Source organism: Microbacterium sp. NPDC064978, from assembly GCF_044543605.1.
Taxonomy (GTDB): domain Bacteria; phylum Actinomycetota; class Actinomycetes; order Actinomycetales; family Microbacteriaceae; genus Microbacterium; species Microbacterium meiriae.
Map to the genome: position 1 here is coordinate 1 of NZ_JBITWF010000003.1, position 21,084 is coordinate 21,084.

18 protein-coding genes and 1 rRNA gene are annotated in these 21,084 nt (G+C 71.5%); 7 read left to right on the forward strand and 12 right to left on the reverse strand.

Annotated elements, in window-relative coordinates; translation table 11 throughout:
* Positions 1 to 84, forward strand: a 5S ribosomal RNA gene (gene rrf / locus ACIGJI_RS09910); the annotation flags it as partial.
* Positions 85 to 166: 82 nt separating this feature from the next.
* Here the strand turns inward: rrf and ACIGJI_RS09915 are convergent.
* On the reverse strand, positions 167 to 904 hold the full coding sequence (locus ACIGJI_RS09915) for an IclR family transcriptional regulator (protein WP_363446940.1): 738 nt from the start codon (positions 902 to 904) through the stop codon (positions 167 to 169).
* A gap of 94 nt (positions 905 to 998) precedes the next feature.
* On the opposite strand from ACIGJI_RS09915, the gene hutH reads away from it, so the two are divergent.
* From hutH to hutI, 3 genes are read left to right on the forward strand one after another with little or no spacing between them, the layout of a single operon-like run.
* Positions 999 to 2,540: a histidine ammonia-lyase gene (hutH, locus tag ACIGJI_RS09920; protein ID WP_363446547.1), complete on the forward strand. Its 1,542-nt coding sequence runs from the start codon at positions 999 to 1,001 to the stop codon at positions 2,538 to 2,540.
* Positions 2,533 to 4,191 carry a urocanate hydratase gene (gene hutU / locus ACIGJI_RS09925; RefSeq protein WP_280570079.1) on the forward strand — a complete coding sequence of 553 codons (1,659 nt, stop codon included), beginning with the start codon at positions 2,533 to 2,535 and terminating at the stop codon, positions 4,189 to 4,191. The genes hutH and hutU overlap by 8 nt, the downstream gene beginning before the upstream one ends.
* Positions 4,188 to 5,354 carry an imidazolonepropionase gene (gene hutI, locus ACIGJI_RS09930; protein WP_363446549.1) on the forward strand — a complete coding sequence of 389 codons (1,167 nt, stop codon included), beginning with the start codon at positions 4,188 to 4,190 and terminating at the stop codon, positions 5,352 to 5,354. The genes hutU and hutI overlap by 4 nt, the downstream gene beginning before the upstream one ends.
* A 12-nt stretch (positions 5,355 to 5,366) precedes the next feature.
* Here hutI and ACIGJI_RS09935 read toward each other — a convergent pair whose 3' ends face one another.
* From ACIGJI_RS09935 to ACIGJI_RS09950, 4 genes are read right to left on the reverse strand one after another with little or no spacing between them, the layout of a single operon-like run.
* Complete coding sequence (locus tag ACIGJI_RS09935) at positions 5,367 to 7,235, reverse strand: glycogen debranching N-terminal domain-containing protein (protein ID WP_363446551.1); 1,869 nt, start codon at positions 7,233 to 7,235, stop codon at positions 5,367 to 5,369.
* Entirely contained in the window at positions 7,232 to 8,071 is an 840-nt protein-coding gene (locus tag ACIGJI_RS09940; RefSeq protein ID WP_268776569.1) for a carbohydrate ABC transporter permease, read from the reverse strand. The genes ACIGJI_RS09935 and ACIGJI_RS09940 overlap by 4 nt, the downstream gene beginning before the upstream one ends.
* A complete protein-coding gene (locus ACIGJI_RS09945; RefSeq protein ID WP_363446553.1) occupies positions 8,068 to 9,165 on the reverse strand; it encodes a sugar ABC transporter permease in 1,098 nt (365 codons plus the stop codon). Before ACIGJI_RS09945 ends, ACIGJI_RS09940 begins: the two co-directional genes overlap by 4 nt.
* Before the next feature lie 2 nt (positions 9,166 to 9,167).
* Positions 9,168 to 10,418, reverse strand: a complete 1,251-nt coding sequence (locus ACIGJI_RS09950) for an extracellular solute-binding protein (protein WP_259954071.1) — start codon at positions 10,416 to 10,418, stop codon at positions 9,168 to 9,170.
* Between the two features lie 116 nt (positions 10,419 to 10,534).
* Here ACIGJI_RS09950 and ACIGJI_RS09955 point away from each other — a divergent pair, with 116 nt between their 5' ends.
* Positions 10,535 to 11,539: a LacI family DNA-binding transcriptional regulator gene (locus tag ACIGJI_RS09955; RefSeq protein ID WP_187662417.1), complete on the forward strand. Its 1,005-nt coding sequence runs from the start codon at positions 10,535 to 10,537 to the stop codon at positions 11,537 to 11,539.
* Between the two features lie 30 nt (positions 11,540 to 11,569).
* Here the strand turns inward: ACIGJI_RS09955 and ACIGJI_RS09960 are convergent, their stop codons facing one another.
* Both ACIGJI_RS09960 and ACIGJI_RS09965 read right to left on the reverse strand, forming a co-directional pair.
* Entirely contained in the window at positions 11,570 to 12,484 is a 915-nt protein-coding gene (locus ACIGJI_RS09960) for an agmatinase family protein (protein ID WP_363446555.1), read from the reverse strand.
* Position 12,485: 1 nt separating this feature from the next.
* Positions 12,486 to 13,763 carry a DUF445 domain-containing protein gene (locus tag ACIGJI_RS09965; protein ID WP_187662415.1) on the reverse strand — a complete coding sequence of 426 codons (1,278 nt, stop codon included), beginning with the start codon at positions 13,761 to 13,763 and terminating at the stop codon, positions 12,486 to 12,488.
* A 36-nt stretch (positions 13,764 to 13,799) separates the two neighbouring features.
* Between ACIGJI_RS09965 and ACIGJI_RS09970 the strand changes: the two genes are divergently transcribed.
* Entirely contained in the window at positions 13,800 to 14,072 is a 273-nt protein-coding gene (locus ACIGJI_RS09970) for a metal-sensitive transcriptional regulator (RefSeq protein ID WP_025102619.1), read from the forward strand.
* Positions 14,073 to 14,092: 20 nt separating this feature from the next.
* Here the strand turns inward: ACIGJI_RS09970 and ACIGJI_RS09975 are convergent, their stop codons facing one another.
* Both ACIGJI_RS09975 and ACIGJI_RS09980 read right to left on the reverse strand, forming a co-directional pair.
* Complete coding sequence (locus ACIGJI_RS09975) at positions 14,093 to 15,481, reverse strand: aspartate aminotransferase family protein (RefSeq protein WP_363446557.1); 1,389 nt, start codon at positions 15,479 to 15,481, stop codon at positions 14,093 to 14,095.
* A 15-nt stretch (positions 15,482 to 15,496) separates the two neighbouring features.
* Entirely contained in the window at positions 15,497 to 16,981 is a 1,485-nt protein-coding gene (locus ACIGJI_RS09980; RefSeq protein WP_259954069.1) for a CoA-acylating methylmalonate-semialdehyde dehydrogenase, read from the reverse strand.
* Between the two features lie 98 nt (positions 16,982 to 17,079).
* Here ACIGJI_RS09980 and ACIGJI_RS09985 point away from each other — a divergent pair, with 98 nt between their 5' ends.
* The gene (locus ACIGJI_RS09985) at positions 17,080 to 18,621 is read left to right on the forward strand and encodes a PucR family transcriptional regulator (protein ID WP_259954068.1); all 1,542 of its coding nucleotides are present in this window, start codon (positions 17,080 to 17,082) and stop codon (positions 18,619 to 18,621) included.
* A 9-nt stretch (positions 18,622 to 18,630) separates the two neighbouring features.
* Here the strand turns inward: ACIGJI_RS09985 and ACIGJI_RS09990 are convergent, their stop codons facing one another.
* The 3 genes from ACIGJI_RS09990 to ACIGJI_RS10000 are packed head-to-tail and all read right to left on the reverse strand — an operon-like array spanning position 18,631 to position 21,068.
* A complete protein-coding gene (locus ACIGJI_RS09990) occupies positions 18,631 to 19,098 on the reverse strand; it encodes an Lrp/AsnC family transcriptional regulator (protein WP_363446560.1) in 468 nt (155 codons plus the stop codon).
* Between the two features lie 54 nt (positions 19,099 to 19,152).
* Entirely contained in the window at positions 19,153 to 20,313 is a 1,161-nt protein-coding gene (locus ACIGJI_RS09995; RefSeq protein ID WP_187662411.1) for an acyl-CoA dehydrogenase family protein, read from the reverse strand.
* Entirely contained in the window at positions 20,310 to 21,068 is a 759-nt protein-coding gene (locus tag ACIGJI_RS10000; protein WP_259954067.1) for an alpha/beta fold hydrolase, read from the reverse strand. Before ACIGJI_RS10000 ends, ACIGJI_RS09995 begins: the two co-directional genes overlap by 4 nt.
* Between the last annotated feature and the right edge of the window lie 16 nt (positions 21,069 to 21,084).

Consider the following 21,084-nt stretch of genomic DNA (forward strand, 5'->3'; position numbering starts at 1 on the left):
CACATTCCGAACCCGGAAGCTAAGCCTCACAGCGCCGATGGTACTGCAGGGGGGACCCTGTGGGAGAGTAGGACACCGCCGGACTCCTTTTAGTCAAGAAGGCCACCCAATGCTGGGTGGCCTTCTTGCGTTAACGCGATCGCTCCGCGCGGCCCGCAGGACGGACTCAGCGCGCCAGGCGTGCCTCGAGCGTCGCCGCGGTCTCGCGTACCGATTTCGCCAGCGCAGATTCCCTGCCGTCGTCGTCGGCCCAGGTGACCGCCACGGCGGCGACCGGCCATCCCGCAGCGTCCCGCACCACTGCGCCCACGGAGCGCAGTCCGTCCGCGACCTCACCGTCCTCGGTCGCATACTCGCGGACCCGTACTTCGCGAAGGAGTTCGCGCAGTTCGCCGGGCCTACGGGGACCACGCCCCGTGCGGTCGGAGAAGGCCGAAGCATCCGGATACAGCGCCCGCACCTGTTCACGGGGGAGGGCGGCGAGTATCGCGCGTCCCGTTGCGGTCAAATGCGCAGGGAGGCGCACGCCCACGTCGGTCACCAGTGCCGGGCGTCGCGGCGCCCGTTCCTCGACGATGTAGAGCACATCGCCGCCGCTCATCACCGCGAGGTGTGCGCTTTCCCCGAGATGGTCGGAGAGTGCGGCGATGAGCGGACGGCCGAGCCGTGCCAACGGCTGCTGCCGCGCGTAGCCCCCTGCCAGCTCGAAGGCCGACGTGCCGAGTCCCCATCGACGCTCCTCACGGAGGTGCAGGACGAAGCCATGTGCGGCGAGCGTGCGGAGCAGGTGATAGACGGTCGACCGCGGGAGCGAGAGCTCGCGGGCGATTGCGGACGCCGCCACCGGCGCCGGTCGGCCTGCCAGGTAGCTGAGGATGCGCAGGGTCTGCGCGGCCGCTGGCACCTGAACGTGGTCGGTCTCCGAGGTGTCTGGTATCACAGACACAGGTTCCCACGAAGCCTCGTCCGCGTCGACTCCATGGGTGTGGAATCGAGACATGAGCGATCCTGCCCCTGTCATCGTCGGCGCCGTCCCTCTCTCCCCGGCGGAGGTCGTCCGCGTGGTCCGGCATGACGTGCCCGTCCGGGTGGATCCCGCCGCGCTGGCGAGGGTCGCCGAGAGCCGCCGTGTGATCGACGGCCTCGCCGCGGACCCCCACCCGCACTACGGGGTGTCCACCGGCTTCGGCGCGCTGGCGACGACCTTCATCGCTCCTGAGCGGCGACTGCAGTTGCAGGCGAGCCTCATCCGCTCCCATGCCGCGGGGACCGGCGCCGAGGTGGAGCGGGAAGTGGTGCGCGGGCTCCAGCTGCTGCGCCTGCAGACGCTCGCCTCGGGGCGCACGGGCGTGCGTCCTGTCGTGGTCGAGACCTACGCCGCGTTGCTCAACGCGGGCATCGTCCCCGTGGTCCGCGAGTACGGGTCGCTGGGGTGCTCCGGGGATCTCGCCCCGCTTGCCCACATCGCCCTCGCGGCGATGGGGGAGGGTGAAGTGCGCGACGCCGCCGGGCGTCTCGTCGACGCGGCCGACGCCCTCGCCGCGGCCGGCATCGCTCCGCTCACCCTCGTCGAGAAGGAGGGGCTGGCCCTCATCAACGGCACGGACGGCATGCTCGGCACCCTGGTGCTCGCGCTCCACGACCTCGAGACGTTGCTGTTCACGGCGGACGTGGCGGCGGCGATGTCGGTCGAGTCGCAGCTCGGCACCGATGCTGTGTTCGCCGCCGACCTCATGGCGCTGCGTCCGCAGGCGGGACAGGCGGTCTCCGCCGGCCACCTCCGGGCGCTGCTCACCGGGTCCCCCATGGTCGCCAGCCACAAGGGCCCGGAGGACGGCCGCGTCCAGGACGCATATTCGTTGCGCTGCTCGCCGCAGGTGCACGGCGCCGCACGTGACACGCTCGGGCACGCCGCGATGATCGCGGAGCGCGAGCTCTCCAGCGTGATCGACAACCCCATCATCACCCTCGACGGCCGCATCGAGTCCAACGGCAACTTCCACGGGGCCCCGGTCGCCGCTGTCCTCGACTTCCTGGCGATCTCCATCGCCGACGTCGCCTCCGTGTCCGAGCGCCGCACCGACCGGGCGCTGGACCCGGCCCGCAGCCACGGGCTCCCGCCGTTCCTGGCGGCGGAGGTCGGCGTCGACTCCGGTCTGATGATCGCGCAGTATGCGGCGGCCGGCATCGTCTCGGAGCTCAAGCGCCTCGCGGTTCCGGCCTCGGTGGACTCCATCCCGTCGTCGGCGATGCAGGAGGACCACGTCTCGATGGGCTGGGCCGCGGCGCGGAAGCTGCGGCGCGCGGTCGACGGCCTCTCGCGGGTCCTCGCGATCGAGATCCTCACCGCGGCCCGTGCGCTCGACCTGCGCGCGCCGCTGCAGGCGGGCCCGGCGACCGGGGCCGTGCGCGACCTCGTCCGCACCGTCGCCGCAGGCCCCGGACCTGACCGCCACCTCTCGCCCGAGATGGAGGCCGTGACCGCCCTCGTCCAGTCGGGCGCCGTCGCCCGTGTCGCAAAGGAGCACATGCATGACTGAGGACACCGCAGCGCGTACGGTACGCGCAGCCCGAGGTGCCGAGCGCACCGCGAAGAGCTGGGGCGCGGAAGCGGCCAAGCGCATGCTCATGAACAACCTCGATCCCGAGGTCGCCGAGCACCCGGAGGATCTCGTCGTCTACGGCGGGACGGGCAAGGCGGCGCGCAACTGGGCGGCGTACGAGGCGATCGTCCGCACGCTCGACGAGCTGGAGCCGGATGAGACGCTCCTGGTCCAGTCCGGGAAGCCGGTGGGGGTGTTCCGCACCCATGAGTGGGCACCGCGCGTGCTCATCGCCAACTCGAACCTCGTCGGTGACTGGGCGACCTGGCCGGAGTTCCGTCGCCTGGAGGAGCTCGGGCTGACGATGTACGGCCAGATGACCGCCGGCTCCTGGATCTACATCGGCACGCAGGGCATCCTGCAGGGGACGTACGAGACCTTCGCCGCTGTGGCCCGCTCGCTGGGCCGGGATTCCCTGCGGGGCACGCTCACGTTGACCGCCGGCGCCGGCGGCATGGGCGGGGCGCAGCCCCTGGCGGTGACCCTGAACGAGGGCGCGGTCCTGATCGTCGACGTCGACGAGACGCGGCTGGCGCGCCGCGTCGAGCACCGGTACCTCGACGAGTACACGACCGACCTCGATGCGGCGGTGGCCCGGGTCGTGGCGGCGAAGGACGCCGGTCACGCCCTCTCGGTCGGCGTCGTGGGCAATGCCGCGGAGATCTTCCCCGAGCTCCTGCGCCGGGGCGTGCCGATCGACGTGGTCACCGACCAGACCAGCGCCCATGACCCGCTCGCCTACCTGCCGATCGGTATCGACGTGTCGCGCTGGAAGGCGGAGGCCGCGCGCGATCCGGAGGAGTTCACCCGGCTGTCCCGCGCGTCCATGGCGGCCCACGTCGCCGCGATGGTCGGCTTCCAGGACGCGGGGGCGGCCGTCTTCGACTACGGCAACTCGATCCGCGCGGAGGCGCAGCTCGGCGGGTTCGACCGGGCGTTCGCGTTCCCGGGCTTCGTCCCCGCCTACATCCGCCCGCAGTTCGAGGAAGGGCGAGGACCGTTCCGCTGGGTGGCGCTCTCCGGAGACCCGGAGGACATCTTCAAGACGGACCGTGCGATCGCCGAGCTCTTCCCCGAGGACGCCGCGCTGCACCGCTGGCTCGACAAGGCGGGGTCGGCCGTCCACTTCGAGGGGCTGCCGGCGCGCATCTGCTGGCTCGGCTACCAGGAGCGGCACCTCGCCGGGCTGAAGTTCAACGAGATGGTCGCGTCGGGAGAGCTCTCCGCACCGATCGTCATCGGCCGCGATCATCTGGACTCCGGGTCCGTCGCGTCCCCGTACCGGGAGACCGAGGCCATGAAGGACGGCTCCGACGCGATCGCCGACTGGCCGCTGCTCAACGCCCTCCTCAACACCGCCTCCGGGGCCTCATGGGTGTCGCTGCACCACGGCGGCGGCGTGGGGATCGGCCGCTCGATCCATGCCGGGCAGGTGACGGTGGCGGACGGCTCGGCCCTCGCCGCGGAGAAGCTCGCGCGCGTGCTGACCAACGACCCGGGAACCGGCGTGATGCGGCATGCGGACGCCGGTTACGAACACGCCAGGGAGGTCGCGCGCGACCGCGGACTGAAGGTGCCGATGCTGTGACGACCACCCTCATCACCGGGATCGGGGAGCTGACGACCAACGTCGCCGCCGAGGGCGATCCGAGCGGCACGCTCAGAGACGCCGCCGTGCTGATCGACGGCGAGCGGATCGTGTGGGTCGGTCCGTCCGCGGGAGCCCCCGCCGCCGACGAGGTCGTCGACGCCCGGGGGAGGGCCGTGATCCCCGGATTCGTCGACAGCCACAGTCACCTCGTCTTCGGAGGCGATCGCGCGGCGGAGTTCGAGGCGCGCATGGCGGGGCAGCGGTACGCGGCGGGCGGCATCCGCTCGACGGTGCAGGCGACCCGGGCGGCGAGCGACGACGAGCTGCGGAGCCGGCTGCGTGGCTTCATCGAGGAGCTGCGGACGCAGGGCACCACCACGGTCGAGATCAAGAGCGGCTACGGTCTCGCCGTCGCGGAGGAGGAGCGCCTCGTGCGCCTCGCCGCCGAGGTGACGCCGGAGGTCACCTTCCTCGGGGCGCACGTGGTGCCGGTCGAGTACGCTGACGATCCCGATGCCTACGTCGACCTCGTCGCGGGGCCGATGCTCGACGCCTGCGCCCCGCACTCCCGGTGGATCGACGTGTTCTGCGAGACCGGCGCCTTCACGGTGGCGCAGTCGCGGCGGATCCTGGAGGCGGGCATCGCCCGGGGTCTCGCTCCTCGCGTGCATGCGAGCCAGCTCGGCCCGGGCGATGGCGTGCGGATGGCGGTCGAGCTCGGGGCCGCCTCCGTGGATCACGGTACCTACCTCACCGACGCGGACGTCGCCGCGCTCGCCGCGTCGGACACGGTGCTCACGCTGCTCCCCGGTGTGGAGTTCTCCACGCGTCAGCCCTATCCGGACGCCCGCGGACTCCTGGACGCGGGGGTGACCGTGGCGCTCGCGTGCGACACCAACCCGGGGTCGAGCTTCACGTCGTCGATGGCCTTCTGCATCGCCATCGCCGTGCGCGACATGGGTATGACGACGGCGGAGGCGGTCTGGGCCGCCACGGCCGGCGGGGCGCGCGCGCTCCGGCGCGACGACATCGGCCGGATCGCCCCCGGTGTGCGCGCCGACCTCGTGCTGCTCGACGCCCCCTCTCGCGTGCACCTCGCGTACCGGCCGGGGGTGCCGCTGGTGCAGCGCGTCTGGAAGGACGGGACGGCCGTCGTCTGACCGTCCCGCCCCTCACCGCAGGGCTTCGGCGCAGACCACGGCGGCAGCGGCGGACCATGCCTGCGGACGGCAGGCGGCCGGGTAGGGGACCGGTCGGCCGCCGTCGACGCGGGGCTCGCCCGAGTGCAGCTCCGGCACGCGGTAGTCGAAGCCCTCGGCGAGATCGAGCAGCTGGGCGGCGATGCGTCCGGCATGATCGGTGAGGCCGGCGCGGAGCATCCCGTGCACGGCGATCGCGGTGTCGTGGGTCCACACGCTGCCGCCGTGGTAGCTCAGCGGCCAGTATCCCGAGGCCTCCGTGGACATCGTGCGGACGCCGTAACCGCTCGATATCGTCTCGCCGACGAGCAGTTCCGCGCAGGCGCGCTCCTCGTCCGGATCGAGCAGCCCGGTGCCGATGAGATGGCCGATGTTGCTGGTGAGCGTGTCGACCGCGGCGCCGTGGGCGTCGAGGGCGATGGCGGGGTACCGCCCCTCCGGCGTGGTGACCCAGTAGGCCTCCCGGAAGCGTCGCCGCAGGTCCGCCGCCCACGAACGCAGGTCGTCACCGCCGGCTGCACCCAGCTCGTCGAGGAGCGCTGCTCCGCGCACTGCGGCCTCGTAGGCGTATCCCTGCACTTCGCTGAGCGCGATGGGACCTTCCGCGAGACGACCGTCGCGCCACTGGATCGAGTCGCCGGAGTCCTTCCAGCCCTGATTCGCCAAGCCGTGGCCCGACTCATCCGCATAGTCGATGAAGCCGCTGCCGGAGGCGTCGCCGTGCTCGATCATCCACGTCACTGCGGCGCGCAACGCGGGCTCCAGGTCCTTCAGCTCCGTGATCGTCAGGCCGGCCGCGCGCGCGTCGGCGAGGAGGCAGATCCACAGCGGTGTCGCGTCGACCGTGCCGTAGTAGAGCGGAGGCAGCAGCACGCCCTCGCCGGGGAGGGAGAGCTCCGCGCTGCGGAGCTCGTGCGCGATCTTGCCCGGGGCCTCCGCGGTGCCGGGGTCGTGCACCGTGCCCTGGAGACGCGCGAGCACCCGCAGGGTGGAGGCGGCGATGTCGCGGTCGGCGGCGAGGGCGAGACGGGCCGCCCAGATCGAGTCCCGTCCGAACAGGGTGAAGAACCAGGGGGCGCCCGCGGCGTAGAACGCCTCGTCCGGCTGATCCGGAAGGGCCAGTCGCAGGGCATCGAGGTCGGCGCAGGCGCGCTCCAGCCAGCGCGCGGCGCGAGGGTCCGCTCCGGTGGGGACGGGCCGGACGCCGGCTGTCCGGGGCGACGACGTCACGACCAGGGTCGGATCGTCGAGGTCGACCGACCACGTCACCTCGACCTCGCCGCGCGGAGGGACGGTCACCCGCCAGGTGAGCAGCATCTCCCGACCGTCGATCGACACGGCGGCGTCCACAGCGCGCAGCGTGAACGACGCCTGCCCTGCGCGGCAGCGCTCGCCGTCCCACGACCACTCCTCGCCCCCGGCCACCCCCGCTTTGACGAGCTGCAGGGGGGTGAAATCCGGGCGGATGCGCACCGTGAGCTCGGCCGTCACCTCGTGCATGAGGTGCGAGGACACCCGCAGGGTCTCGGTCAGTCTTCCCGCCTCGACGGTGCGATCCCGGTCGAGGCGCACCTTCGGATCGGCGGCGGCATCGTCGAGTCCGCGCAGCAGGCCGGTGAACAGCGCACGCTGCGGGACCGGCGCCGAGCAGGCGATGGCTTCCAGGGCGGTGCCCCGCACCTCGAGTCCGATCGCGGCGATGTGACGGACGTCGCCATGGTAGACCCCGTGGATCGGGGCGCCGCCCACGTCGCCGTCGCGGTCGGACCAGACCTGGGTGGGGGCGTCGAGCACGACCACGGCGTCGTCGAGCAGCGGCTGGAGGTGGGGGCGGTCGGTCATTCCTTGACGGCTCCTTCGGTGGAATTCATGATGCGACGCTGGAAGATGAAGAACATCACGGCGACGGGGATCGTCATGATGAGCGCCGCGGCGAGCTTGAGCGGGTACTGGGTGCCCTGGCTGAGCTGCCCGCTGGCGAGCGAGGCGACACCCTTCGTGAGGGTCGTCAGCGCGGGGTCGTTCGTGGACACGATGAAGTGGCTGAGCTCGTTCCACGACCCCTGGAACGACAGGATGACGATCGTGATGAGGGCGGGCGTCGCCATCGGGAGCACGACCGACCAGAAGGTCCGGAACGCACCGGCTCCGTCGATCCGCGCCTGCTCCTCGACCGAGACGGGGATCGACTCGAAGAAGTTCTTCATGATGAAGACGCCGGCGGCGTCGACCAGCAGCGGCAGGATCATGCCGGCGTAGGAGTTGAAGATGCCGAGCTGGTTGATGACGAGGAACTTCGGGATGAGCAGGACGACGGTCGGCACCGACATCACGGCGACGAGGGCCGCGAACACGACTCCTCGACCGCGGAAGCGCAGACGCGCGAGCGCGTATCCGGCGAGGGAGTTGAAGAACACCCGCCCCGCGGTGACGAAGATCGTCACGATGGCGCTGTTGACGAACCACGACGGGAAGTCGGAGTTGGCGAAGAGTCGTTCATAGGCGGCGAACGTCCACGACTCCGGGAGCAGGTTCACGCCGGAGCTCGCGGCGTCCTCGTCCGTCTTGAAACTCGTGAACACCTGGATCAGGAACGGGTAGATGTAGATGACGGCGAGCACGATCAGCACGGTGTACAGCACGATCTGCCAGGTCAGCTGCGTGCGCGAGAGCCTCATGAAACCCCTCCCTCGCGCGCGACCTCGTACGCGCGGATGCGGCGCCGCGATACCGGCCGGTCGCGCAGCACCCAGCGCTGCAGCAGCGTGAAGATCACGATGATGACGAAGAGGATGAAGGCGATCGCCGCGCCCTGACCCCACTCCTGGTCCGTGAACGCCGTCTTGTACGACAGGTACGCCGGGGTGAGGGTCGTCTTGCTGGGGGCGCCACGGGTGCCGGTGTAGATCTGATCGAACACCTGCCAGCAGCCGATGAGCCCGAGGGTGAGCACCGTGAACAGCGTCGGCCGCAGCTGCGGCAGGGTCACCCGCCAGAACCGCTGCCACCCGTTCGCCCCGTCCATCATGGCCGCCTCGTCGACGTCCGCGCCGAGATTCTGCAGACCGGCGAGGAAGAGCAGCATGAAGGTGCCGGAGGTCGTGAAGATGGCCATCAGGATGTAGGCGCTCATGGCGATCGACGGACCGGCGAGCCACTCCCACCAGGAGATGCCCAGCATCCCGCCGCCGGTGAGCGCGGCGGGTCCGGTGTCGATGCCGATGCCGCTGAGCGCGAGATGCAGGATGCCGCGGGGGTCGTTGAACCAGTTCGGACCGTTCAGGCCGAACCAGGCGAGCACGCTGTTGACCGCTCCGCTCGCGGAGAACAGGAAGAGCCAGAGCACCGTGATCGCCACCGAGCTCGTGACGGAGGGGAAGTAGTACGCGGTCCGGAAGAACCCGCGGCCGCGCAGCACCGCTCTGTTCACCAGGACAGCGAGGAACAGGGCGATGGCCGTCTGCAGGGGCACGACGAGCAGCACGTACCAGGAGTTATTGCGCAGCGCGGTCCCGAAGTCCTTGGTCGCAAGGCCGCCGTCGGCCAGCACGGCCGAGTAGTTCTCGGTGCCCACGAACGAGACCGACGGCGAGAGGGGGCTGCCGCGCCCCGCCCAGTCCGACATGCTGACCCAGAGCGCCATGAGCACGGGGACCAGCAAGAAGACCCCGAGGATGAGGATGACCGGCGCCGTGAAGAGCCACCCGGCTGCGGCCTCGCCGCGGCGGAGTCCGGAGGCTCCCCCGCGGCGAGACAGGGCCTGTCCCGCCATCGCTACTCGACGATCGCTTCGAGGTTCGACTGCACGGTGCCGAGGATCTGTGCGGGGTCTCCCGTCTTCAGCGACTCGAGCTGCGCGTTGAAGTCGGCGATCACATCCGCAGCGCCGTCCTGGTTGGGCGGGAACTGCGCGTAGTCCGCTCCCGCGAGGAAGGGCGCGAGGTCCGGGTTGTCCGCGGTCCACTGGTCGGCGGCGGAGGTGATCGACGGCATCGGGCCGAACGCCTTCGAGAAGGCGAGCTGGCTGTCGGCACTGGTGAGGTACTCGACGAGGTCGAGGGCCGCCTGCTGGTTGGGGCTGTCGGCAGCCATGCCCCAGCAGTTCGTGAACTGCAGGGTGCCCTGGCCGCCCGGTCCTTCGGGAAGCTCGGCGACGGTGTAGTCCACGGAGCCGAAGTCGTTCGCCATCGCACCGGTGATCCAGTTGCCTTCGATCACCATCGCGGCCAGCTCCTTCCCGAGTGCCTCGCCGCCCCAGCCGGCCCCGACGTCCTTCGCGTAGGCGAAGGTGCCGTCGACGAGGTGGGTCTGCACGTACTCCAGCGCCTCGACGTTCGCGGGGTCGTCCGCGATCGCCGTGCCGTCCTTCACGAGCCCGCCGCCGGCCTGCGCCATGAACGTGCCGACGCGCTGGTACTCGGCACCGAAGGCCAGACCCACGTGGTCGGCGGTGGTGAGCTTCTGCGCGACGGCCGCGAGGTCGTCCCAGCTCTTCGGGAGGTCGGCATCGGTGAGTCCCGCCTCCGCCCACATGCGTGTGTTGATCACGAGCGCGAGCGTGGAGAAGTCCTTCGGCGCACAGTAGAACGTGCCGTCGAGGGTGAAGTTCTCGACGAGGGAGGGGTAGAAGTCGTCCTTGTTCGAGAGCTCGTCGCCGTACGCCTGGAGGGAGCCGTTCGAGGCGTACCCGGCCATCTGCTCCGGTGCGAGGTAGAAGAGGTCGGCGGGGTTCCCGGCGGCGAAGCCCTGGGAGAGCTCCTGCGCCAGGTCGCTCGCCACCTGGAGGTCGACCTCGGTGCCGGACTCCTCGGACCAGGCGTCGAGCGCCGACTGCACTGCGGCGGTCTCGGCGTCGCCCGACGAGCCGATGAGGATCGTGAGGCCGTCGTCGGAGGAGGTGAGGTCCGTGTCGCCCTCGCTCTGCTCCTCGCCTGAGAACCCGGAGCCGCACCCGGTGAGCACGAGGGTGGTGGTGATCAGGACCGCTCCGGCGCCGAGCCAGGCGCGTGTGGTCTGCCGTGTCATGTCTCTCTCTCCTTTGATGAGGGCCGGCGGGGAGGAATTTGAACGATCAAACTCTGCATGGAATACGCTAGGTGCGGCAGTGCGGACGTGTCAAGCCGCCGGGATCGAGGAGTGCGATGGCCAAGGCCCCCACGGTGGAGGATGTGGCGGCACACGCCGGCGTCTCCCGCCAAACGGTGTCGAACGTCCTGAACACCCCGGACATCGTCCGGCCGGCCACCCGGGAGCGCGTGCTCGCCTCCATCGACGAGCTCGGCTACCGTCGGCACGCGGCGGCCCGCCGGCTGCGCCTGCGTCGGAGCTCGACGATCGGCATCCGGCTCGACCCGTACCTGGGCGGGATCTCGGGGGTGGTGCTGGATCGGTTCGTGCACGCCATCACGGAGCGGTCGAGTGATCGCGGCATGCGCATGCTCGTGTACGCGGCACGGACCCCGGAGGAGGAACTCGGCCGGCTCGCCGAACTGTGGGACGGATCCGAGATCGATGCGGCGATCCTCACCGGCACCGTGCGCGACGATCCCCGCGTCACGCGGCTGGACGCGCTCGGTCTGCCCTTCATCTCCTTCGGACGGCCGTGGGGAGATGACGACATCTCCGATCCGATGCATCTCTGGGTCGACGTGGACGGCGCGGCGGGCACCAGGGCGGCGACGACGTATGCGCTCGAGCACGGGAGCGCGGTGACCTTCCTGGGCTGGCCGTCGGGGTCGGGCACGGGGGACGATCGAGAACGCGGGTGGCGCGAGGCCGTCGCGGAGGCGGGGGCGCACGGCGCCAGGGTCGTCGCCGAGGACTCGGTTCCCGAGGCGCGTCGGGCGATCACCCGGGCGCTGGAAGACGGCATCCGGGCGGACGCCATCGTCTGCGCCAGCGACTCGCTCGCCGTGGGGGCCCTGCTCGGCCTCGCCGACGCCGGGAAGACCGTCCCGGTCATCGGGTTCGACAACACGCCCACCGCCGAAGCCTTGGGATTCTCCAGCGTCGAGCAGCGACCGGAGGATGTGGCGGAGGCGATCCTCCATCTATTGATGGGGCCGACGGGGGACGTCGTCGCGCCGCGTCGGGTCGAGTCCGGCTCGGCGCACGCGCTCATCACGCCCGAGCTCGTCGTGCGCTGATCCGGCGCGTCGCCCGGGCCGCTCCTCTGCTCAGCGCGCGGCGAGGCCGGCGAGCAGCTCGAGCACGCAGAGGGCCGCGAGTCGCACGGTGCGACCGTCCTCGGCATCCGCTGTCGCATCGACCTCGGCGATGTCGGCGCTCCGGACCCGCGGGTCGGCGGCGACACCGCGCGTGAGGGCGCGCAGCTCCCACGCCGCCAGGCCTCCGGGGACGCTGGCCGGGCACCCCGGGGCGACCGCGCGGTCGCACACGTCCACGTCGATGTCGAGGTGCACGCGGGGCTCGACGCCCGCCCCCGCGATCTCGACCGCCTCGGCCACGACGTCGGCGATCCCCCGACGGCGCACGTCGTCGAGCGTGACGACCCGGATGCCCCAGTCCGCCGCGCGGCGGGCGTAGGCGGCGGAGTTCGCGAAGTCGGCGAGGCCGATCTGCACGATCCGGGTGGGGTCGATGCGGGCGGTGGGGAGGCCGGACGCCGCCGGAGCGTCTTCGACGAGTCGCCGCACCGGTGTGCCGTTCGAGACGCCGTCGCGCAGGTCGAAGTGGGCGTCAAACGTGATCAGGCCCGTGGCCTCCGCACCGAGGGCGACAGGGTAGGTGAGGGAGTTGTCGCCGCCGAGAGCGATGACGAGGTCGGACGCTCGCGCCAGCTCCCGGACCCGCTCGATCGTCCGTGCCTCTCCGGTGTCGCCGTCCGGCTCCGGCACGTCCCCGGCATCCGCGATGCGGAGCACCTCGTCCAGGTCGATCGTCGGCGGGCCGAGGACCGTCGTGCCGTAGCGGGGGAGCGCCTCGCGGATCGCGGCCGGCGTCGCGTGGGCTCCGGTCGGGGACAGCGAGGTGCGCCAGGTCGGGACGCCGAGGAGCACCGCATCGGCCGTGTCCTCGAACGCGGGCCAGGCCCCGGCGCGCGGCCAGGACGGATCGTGGGACAGCGCCATGTCAGACTCCCGGGATCAGGGCGTGGGCGACGGTGAAGATCGCAAGGCCGGCGAGGGCGCCGACGACGGTGCCGTTCAGACGGATGTACTGCAGGTCGCGGCCGACCATGAGCTCGATCTTCTCGGTGGTCTCGGCGGGATCCCAGCGCTCCACGGTGTCGGTGATGATCGAGGCGATGTCGTGCCGGTACCGGTCGACGAGGAAGACGGCCGCGTCCGAGACCCACGTGTCGACCCGGCGCTGCAGGGCGGCGTCGGTCGTGAGCCGCTCGCCGACCTCCTGCAGGGCTTGCACGGCGCGACGCCGCAGCCCGCTCTCCGGGTCGGCGAGGGAGGTGAGGAGTCCGTTCTTGGCGGTGTTCCAGGCCTCCGCCGCCAGGGCGCCGACGCGCGGGCTGTCGAAGAGAGCAGCCTTGGCGTTCTCCAGTTTCTCGCGCGTCGCGGGGTCGTTCTGCAGAGCGTCAGCGAGGCGGGACAGGTACCCGTCGATCGCGAGGCGGGCCGGATGCCGCGGATCGGCCTGCACGGCGCGGACGAACTTGACCGCCTCGTTGTACACCGTGTCGTCGATCAGGCGGTGCGCGATCTTCGGCATCCACCCGGGGAGTCGTCGGGAGACGAGTCCGGCGAAGGACGCGGCGTTCGCGTCGAGCCACCGCCCGATGCTGTCCACCGCGAGGTCGACAGCGCCGTGGTGCGCTTCCGCGTCGACGATCTTCTCCAGCCACGCTCCGGCGGGCGGCCCCCACTCCGGTGCGACGAGGTGCTCGCGGGCGAGGTCGGCGAGGAGGTCGCGCACGTCGTCGTCGCTCAGCGCGTTCAGCACCGCCGTCGCGACCGTCGCGCCCTCGGCAGCGACCCGCTCGGCATGCGGGGTCTCGCGGAGCCACTCGCCGGCGCGGAGGGCGATCGCGGTGCTGGTCAGCTTGGTGCGCACGACGTCGGCAGCGAGGAAGTTCGTCTCCACGAACTCGCCCAGCGTGCGGCCGATCTCGTCCTTGCGGTTCGGGATGATCGCGGTGTGCGGGATGGGCAGGCCGAGCGGACGGCGGAACAGCGCCGTGACCGCGAACCAGTCCGCCAGCGCGCCGACCATCCCGCCCTCCGCCGCGGCTCGCACGTAGGCGAGCCCACCGACCCGCTCCTGGAACGCGAACGCGACGATGAAGGCGAGGGCCATGAAGATGAGGGCGCCGAGCGCGACGGCCTTCATCCGCCGCAGCGCGCGCCGACGCTCCTGGTCGGCGACGGAGAGCAGCGTCGTGGGTGTTCGCGGCATGACGTCATCCTTTCACGGGGCGAGTAGCCTCGATACGTGATCGAAGACATCAAGAAGCGCGCTCTGCACCGCACCAGCATCCTCGAGGGTCAGATGCGCGGTGTCGCGCGGATGATCGAGAACGAGGAGTACTGCATGGACATCATCACGCAGTCCCGCGCGATCCAGCGCTCCCTCGAGTCGCTCAACCGTCTGCTGTTGGAGAACCACCTGCGCACGCACGTCACCCACATGTTCGAGGACGGCGGCGAGGAGCGCGACAAGGCCGTCGGCGAGCTCCTCAAGGCGTTCGACTTCGACCGCAAGTAGCGTCCGGCGGGGGGCGCCTCTCAGCCGACCGCGTACCCGTCGGCGACCGTCAGCGCCTCCTCGATCCCGGCCAGTCCCCGCACCAGCTCCGCCTCCTCGATCACCAGCGGCGGGGCGATGTGCACGCGGTGGAAGTGCGTGAAGGGCCAGATTCCTGCCCGCTTCGCGGCGGCTGCGAACGCGGTCATCGGCGCGGCATCGGTACCGGTCGCGTTGAACGGCACCAGCGGCTCCCTGGTCTGCTGGTCCCGCACGAGCTCCACCGCCCAGAACAGGCCGCGGCCGCGCACCTCGCCCACGCTCGGATGCGACGATGCCCACGCGTGCAGCGTCGGGCCGACGATCCGCTCGCCGAGGTCGCGTACGCGTTCCAGGATGCCGTCGCGGCGGAACACCTCGAATGTGGCGACACCGGCCGCGCAGGCGAGAGGGTGCCCGGAGTACGTGAGCCCGCCCGCGAACGGAACGGTGTCGAAGGCTGCGGCGATGCGGTCCGAGATCACGACGCCGCCGAGCGGGACGTAGCCCGAGTTCACCCCCTTCGCGAAGGTGATCAGATCGGGGCGCCCCTCGAAGGCGTCGATGCCGAACCATTCGCCGAGCCGGCCGAACCCCACCATCACCTCGTCGGCGATGAAGACGATCCCGTAGCGGTCGCACAGCGCGCGCACCCCGGGCAGATAGCCGGGCGGCGGAAGCAGCACGCCGTTGGTGCCGACCACCGTCTCGACGATGATCGCGGCGATCGTCTGCGGGCCCTCGAGCTGGATGGTCTGCTCCAGATGCGCGAGGGCGCGCTCGGTCTCCTGCTCCGGCGTCTCGCTGTGGAACGGGGAGCGGTACAGGTACGGGCCGAAGAACCGCACGGCGCCGGTGTCCGTGACGTCGTTCGCCCAGCGACGGGGGTCGCCGGTGAGGGAGATCGCGGTGGCGGTGGAGCCGTGGTAGCTGCGGTACATCGACAGCACCTTCCGGCGGCCCGTGGCCTGCCGGGCCATGCGCACCGCGTACTCATTCGCCTCCGCGCCGCCGTTCGTGAAGAACACCTTCTCGAAGCCGTCCGGGGCGACCTCGGCGATGAGGCGCGCGAGCTCACCCCGCACATCATTGGCCATCGACGGCTGGATGGTCGCGAGCCGCCCGGCCTGCCGCTGGATCGCGGCGACGAGGTCCGGGTGCTGATGGCCGAGGTTGAGGTTCACGAGCTGGCTGGAGAAGTCGAGGTAGGCGGTGCCCTCGTAGTCCCAGAACGTCGAGCCCTGGCCGGCGGCGACCGGCAACGGGTCGATCAGCGCCTGGGCGCTCCAGGAGTGGAAGACGTGGGCGCGGTCGTCGGCGTGCACCTGCGCTTCGGCGTCGGGGGCGGGGAGGGGGGAGGAGACCCCGTGGCGGTCGGTGAAGGTCGTCATCGTGATCGCTCCTCGTCAGTGGTTGCTCGGGAAGCCGAGGTCGATCTGCGACGGGGTGTGGTCGGGCCACCGCGTCGTCACGACCTTCGACCGCGTGTAGAAGTGCACGGACTCCGGGCCGTAGATGTGCGCGTCGCCGAAGAGGGAGTCCTTCCACCCGCCGAAGGAGTACGCGCCGACGGGCACCGGGATCGGGACGTTGACGCCGACCATGCCGACCTCGATGTCGAACTCGTACTGCCGTGCCGTCCCGCCGTCGCGCGTGAAGATCGCCGTGCCGTTGCCGTAGGCGTTCGCGTTGACCAACGCGACGGCCTCCGCGTAGGAGCCCACGCGCACGACGGACAGGACCGGGCCGAAGATCTCGTCGTCATAGACGCGCATGCCAGGGGTGACGTCGTCGATCAGGCTCACGCCGAGGAAGAAGCCGTCGCCGTCGAACTCCGCGCTCGTGCCGTCGACGACGACCCTGGCGCCCTCTCCGGGGGCTCCCGCGACATAGGACGCGACGCGATCGCGGTGCTCCGCGGTGATGAGCGGGCCCATCGCGCTCGCCGGGTCCGTGCCGGGGCCGATCGAGAGGCCGTCGATGCGGCGGGCGATCGCGGCGACGAGGTCGTCGGCGATGTCGCCCACGGCCACGAGCACGGACACCGCCATGCAGCGTTCGCCCGCGGAGCCGTAGGCCGCGGAGACGGCGGCGTCGGCGGCCGCGTCGATGTCGGCGTCGGGCATCACGACCATGTGGTTCTTCGCGCCACCGAGCGCTTGGACGCGCTTCCCGGCGGCAGACGCCCGCTGGTAGATCGCCCGGGCGATGGGCGTCGATCCGACGAAGCTCACCGCCTGCACCCGCGGGGACTCGAGAAGCGCGTCGACGGCCTCCCGGTCGCCGTGCACGACGTTGAGGACGCCGTCCGGCAGGCCCGCCTCGTGGAACAGCCGTGCGAGCCACACCGCGGCGGACGGATCCTTCTCACTGGGCTTGAGGACGACGGTGTTGCCGCAGGCGATGGCCGAGGCGACCATCCACAGCGGCACCATGACCGGGAAGTTGAACGGGGTGATGGCGGCGACCACCCCGACCGGCTGCTTGACGGAGTGCACGTCGACCCCGCGGGCGACCTGCTCGCTGCGCTCGCCCTTGAGCAGATGTACGAGGCCGGCCGCGAACTCGACGTTCTCGATGCCCCGGGACACCTCGCCGGCCGCGTCGGACAGGACCTTGCCGTGCTCGGACGTGACGATCGCCGCCAGCTCGTCCGTGCGCTCCGTGAGGAGCTGGCGGAGCCGGAAGAACACATCGGCGCGTTTGATGAGGCTCGTCTCCCGCCACGCCGGGAGTGCCGCAGCCGCGGCGGCGACGGCGGCGTCGACCTCGGCGGCCGAGGCGAAGGCGACCTCCTTCGTGACGGCTCCTGTCGCCGGGTCGAAGACGGGGCCGCGGCGCGCCGCAGCGGCCGTCTCGGTGCCGTTGATGAGATGACGGACGGTGTTCACAGGTGCTCCTTCGCAGTGGATCGCGTATCGCACACTCTGACCGAGGGTCGCTACGCTGGGGCTCGGCCCATGCTCACAGAGAACGGAGCCCGTGCAGAGTGGCAGAGCGTCAGGAGTTCTTCTTCGGTCGGACAGACCGTCCGGATCGGCGCTCGTCGGCGCTGCTCGTCGGGGACGTCCTCGCTCTTCCCGCGGTCCAGGAGGGAGCGCCGACCGTCCTTGTCGGCGGCCCGGCACTCGAGGCCGGGGTGCGGTGGGTCCACGTCTCGGACAGCGCCGACGTCGCCCGCCTGCTCGACGGCGGCGAGCTGCTGCTCACGACCGGCGCCGCCTGGCCGACCGGCACCGCAGCACTGCGCGTGCTCGTGGCGGAGCTGGCGGCGATCGGGGTCTCGGGCATCGTGATCGAACTCGGCCCGCGGATGTCCCGCGTCCCGGACGCGGTCATCGAGGCCTGCGCCGCCGCCGGTCTCGCCCTCGTCGCGCTCGCGGTGGAGGTGAAGTTCGTCGCGGTGACCGAGGCCGTGCACCGGGCGCTGATCGAAGCGCAGACCGCGGCGCTCCGCGAACGGCAGCGTCTGCATGATCTCTTCACCGCCCTCAGCCTCCGTGGCGCACCGGCCGACCTCATCGTGTCGGAGGTCGCCCGTGCGCTCGACGTCCCCGTCCACCTCGAGAACCTGGCAGGAGAGGTCGTCGCCGTCGAAGCTCTCCGCGTTCCGGTCGGCCAGGCTCTCCGTCCGCCCGGCCCGGATGGCGGTGACCGTGTGCCGGTGCAGGCGCGCGGTGTGCGCTGGGGCTGGCTCATCGCGGCGGACGGTCCACCGCATCCCGCCGGTCGCGCCACCGTCTTGGAGCTGGGGGCGACCGCCCTCGCCTTCGGTTGCCTCGCCGACGGGGAAGGCGCGTGGACCGTGCTCGCGCACCGCAGCCTCATCGAGGATCTCCTCGGCGCGCGCTTCGCCCGTGAGGAGGATGTCGAGGTCCGGCTCCGGCGGCTCGGGCTGGATCTCGCGGGCACCACCGGCACCGGGCTCGTGTTCCGCACCGACGAGGCATCGGACCGGCTGGTCGCCCGTGCGCGTGCGGCCGGTCTGGCTGCGGTGGGCTCGCGGCGCGGCGCCGACGTGGTGCTGCTCGTCGCGACCGGCGTCGGCGCCCTGTCCGATGCGGCCGTCCGCCACCTCTCCGGCGGTGCGCCCGCGATCCTCGGTCCGAGCGCCGAAGGCGTGCTCGGACTCCTGGCCTCGACCCGTGCCGCGCTCGACCTCGCCGCGCGGCCGTCCGGGGGTGACGTGCCGCCGGTCCGCCGCGTCGCCGACCGGCCGCTCGAGCGCCTCGTGTCCGCCCTGCGCGACGATCGGCGACTCCAGGCGCACAGCGAGCAGATGCTGGATCCGCTCGTGCGTCACGACAGGGATCGCCGAGGCGATCTGCTCGCCGTGCTCGCCGCTCTCGTGGCGCACCCGGGCAACCGCTCCGCCGCGGCGGCCGCGAGCCACCTCTCCCGCTCGGTGTTCTATCAGCGCCTCGCGCTCATCGGCGACCTGCTGGGCGCGGATCTGGACGACGGGGAGACCCTCGCCGCCCTGCACCTCGCCCTGCTCGCCCGCCGTCGTGATACGGCGCCGCCGCTCTGAGCGGGACGGTCAGCGTGTGCCCCAGGCGAACTGCTGCTTCTGGAGCTTCGCGTAGATGAAGGTCTCCGTCGACACCACGCCCTGGATCGGACGGATGCGGTCGTTGACGAGCGCCAGCAGATGGTCGTCGTCCTCGCACACCGCCTCGACGAGCACATCGAACGATCCGACCGTGATCACGACGTAGTCGACCTCGTCGATGTCGGCGATCGCCTCGGCCACGCCCCGCGCGTCGCCGGCGACCTTGACGCCCACCATCGCCTGCCGGTGGAAGCCGAGCTGCATCGGATCCGTCACCGCGACGATCTGCATGATGCCCGACTCGGTGAGGCGCTGCACCCGCTGGCGGACGGCGGCCTCGCTCAGCCCCACGATGCGGCCGATCCCGGAGTACGAGCGGCGGCCGTCCTCCTGCAGCATCTCGACGATGGTCTTGGAGATCGCGTCGAGGGTGTGGTCCTTCTTCGACGGTGCCATGGTGCGATCCTGGCACTGCGGACGATCGCGGACAACGGGGTCCGCGTGCGCCGATCAGGCCTCGATCGGGCCGAGCCAGGCGCTCGCCGCTGTGGCGTGCGCCGACTCGGGGTCGGAGGGGTGGAACGCCCCGGCGAGGACGTCGCGGTACAGCCGGGAGAGCTCGTTGCCGGAGAAGTACGAGCCGCCACCGGCCACCAGCATCGCCTCGTCGACCACCTGCTTGGCCATCGTCACCGCCCGGTGCTTGACTCCCGAGAGCGCGGGGAACCAGCCGGCGCCGCGGTCCGCGCGCTCATCCACGTCGCGGGCGAGGGCGGCGATCTGCGGCGGGAGCGCGTCGTAGGCGAGGGCCATGTCGGCGATACGCCAGCGGATGTCCGGATCCTGGCTGTACGCGGTGCCGCTCTTCTTCGAGCGACGTCGGTGCGCCGCCGCCACGGCCAGCTCGAGGGCCCGGCGCGCGATGCCGGTGTAGACGGAGGCGAGGAGGATCTCGAAGACGGAGAAGATGCCGAAGACGATCGGGTCCGGGCTGGGTCCCGGGTCGATGCGCCGCACCACGTGCGCCGCATCCGCGACGGCGCCGTCGAGCCGCGTGGTCCGGCTCTGTGTGCCGCGCATGCCGAGGGTGTCCCAGTCATCCGCAGTGGTGACCGCGGACGTGCGGTCGACGAAGGCGAACACGAGCTTCGGCGCGTCCGGGCTCGTGGTGTCGAGGCCGTGCAGGCCGAGCTTCGTCCACACGGGGGCGAGCGAGGTGAAGATCTTGGTGCCGGTGAAGGCGTAGCCGCCGCCGCCGTCCGGGACCGCCGCCGTGTCGCTCCCGAACAGCACGAGGTCGTTGCCGCCCTCGCTGATGCCGAACGCGAAGACCTCTCCGGCCACGGCGCCGTCCTGCACGAACTCGAGACCGGGGACCCCGCGATCCGAGAAGACCTTGGCCACGCCGGTCCAGACCAGGTGCATGTTGATCGCCAGGGCCGTTGCGGGCGCGGCGCCGGCGAGCCGCTGCTGGAGGACGGCCGCCTGCTCCAGGCCGAGTCCCGCGCCGCCGCGCTCCCGGGGCACGAGGATGGACAGGTAGCCAGCTGCGCGGAGCTCGTCGAGGTCCGCCTGGGGGAAGGTGTTCTCCCGGTCGTGGATCGGCGCCCGTTCGCGGATGCGGTCGAGCAGGTCGTCGGGGAGATACGCCGACGGGTCGAAGTCGTTCATGCCAGAGCCTCCAGGAGCTGTCGGATCGATTCCTCCGGGCGGTCGCGATGCACCGAGTGGCCGGCGCCGGCCACGACCGACAGGGAGATGCGGGGGTTGCTCGCGAGCACCTCGTCGGCGAGGGCTCCGGTGAAGATGCTGTAGACGGCGGGGTCGCCGCCGATCACGTGCGTGGGCACGGTCAGGCGGGCCGCGTGTCCGCGGACGTCCCACGGCTGATTCTGGGCGCTGGTCTGCTCGACCGCCCACGCACTCGCCCGCCGGACGGCGTCGACCTTGAGCTCCTGGTCCTGCGGGTGCCAGTGCGGATGCTCCTGCCGCACGGCGTCGAGGCGGTTGTCGGCGAAGGCGCGTTCCTGGTTGTGGCGGACGATGGCCGCGTCCCGCTGGACGATGTGGATCGCGGGGTCGATGAGGACCAGGCGGTGCGTCCAGCCCGTGTCGTCGGCGGCGGCCACCGTACCGGCCGCCCCGCCGAGCGAGTGCCCGACGACGGCGTCCCAGGCGCGCGACCCGGCAGGCCGCGTCGCGACGAGATCCGCGGCATACGCCGCGACGGAGTAGTCGAGGGCCCGCGGGGCGTCACCGTGGCCGCGCAGGTCCACCGCCGTCGCGTGCCAACCGGCCGCCGCGAGAGCATCGCCGAGCCGCCACATGAGTGCGCCGGACGAGCCGAGACCGTGCACGAGAAGGGCGCGTCGCCCCGCCGCGGGATCGCCCCAGCTCAGGCGGGGAAGGGTGACGGGAGCGGGCATGGCACCAGCCTACGAC

What these genes read in the sequence shown, in the direction of transcription:
- ACIGJI_RS09990 (WP_363446560.1), bottom strand. Translation starts at nt 19,098, where the DNA reads ATGGCACCGTCGAAGAAGGACCACACCCTCGACGCGATCTCCAAGACC.
- ACIGJI_RS09940 (WP_268776569.1), bottom strand. Translation starts at nt 8,071, where the DNA reads ATGAGGCTCTCGCGCACGCAGCTGACCTGGCAGATCGTGCTGTACACC.
- ACIGJI_RS09975 (WP_363446557.1), bottom strand. Translation starts at nt 15,481, where the DNA reads ATGACGACCTTCACCGACCGCCACGGGGTCTCCTCCCCCCTCCCCGCC.
- hutH (WP_363446547.1), top strand. Translation starts at nt 999, where the DNA reads ATGAGCGATCCTGCCCCTGTCATCGTCGGCGCCGTCCCTCTCTCCCCG.
- hutU (WP_280570079.1), top strand. Translation starts at nt 2,533, where the DNA reads ATGACTGAGGACACCGCAGCGCGTACGGTACGCGCAGCCCGAGGTGCC.
- ACIGJI_RS09965 (WP_187662415.1), bottom strand. Translation starts at nt 13,763, where the DNA reads ATGCCGCGAACACCCACGACGCTGCTCTCCGTCGCCGACCAGGAGCGT.
- ACIGJI_RS09955 (WP_187662417.1), top strand. Translation starts at nt 10,535, where the DNA reads ATGGCCAAGGCCCCCACGGTGGAGGATGTGGCGGCACACGCCGGCGTC.
- ACIGJI_RS09945 (WP_363446553.1), bottom strand. Translation starts at nt 9,165, where the DNA reads ATGGCGGGACAGGCCCTGTCTCGCCGCGGGGGAGCCTCCGGACTCCGC.
- ACIGJI_RS10000 (WP_259954067.1), bottom strand. Translation starts at nt 21,068, where the DNA reads ATGCCCGCTCCCGTCACCCTTCCCCGCCTGAGCTGGGGCGATCCCGCG.
- ACIGJI_RS09995 (WP_187662411.1), bottom strand. Translation starts at nt 20,313, where the DNA reads ATGAACGACTTCGACCCGTCGGCGTATCTCCCCGACGACCTGCTCGAC.
- ACIGJI_RS09935 (WP_363446551.1), bottom strand. Translation starts at nt 7,235, where the DNA reads ATGACCGACCGCCCCCACCTCCAGCCGCTGCTCGACGACGCCGTGGTC.
- ACIGJI_RS09960 (WP_363446555.1), bottom strand. Translation starts at nt 12,484, where the DNA reads ATGGCGCTGTCCCACGATCCGTCCTGGCCGCGCGCCGGGGCCTGGCCC.
- ACIGJI_RS09950 (WP_259954071.1), bottom strand. Translation starts at nt 10,418, where the DNA reads ATGACACGGCAGACCACACGCGCCTGGCTCGGCGCCGGAGCGGTCCTG.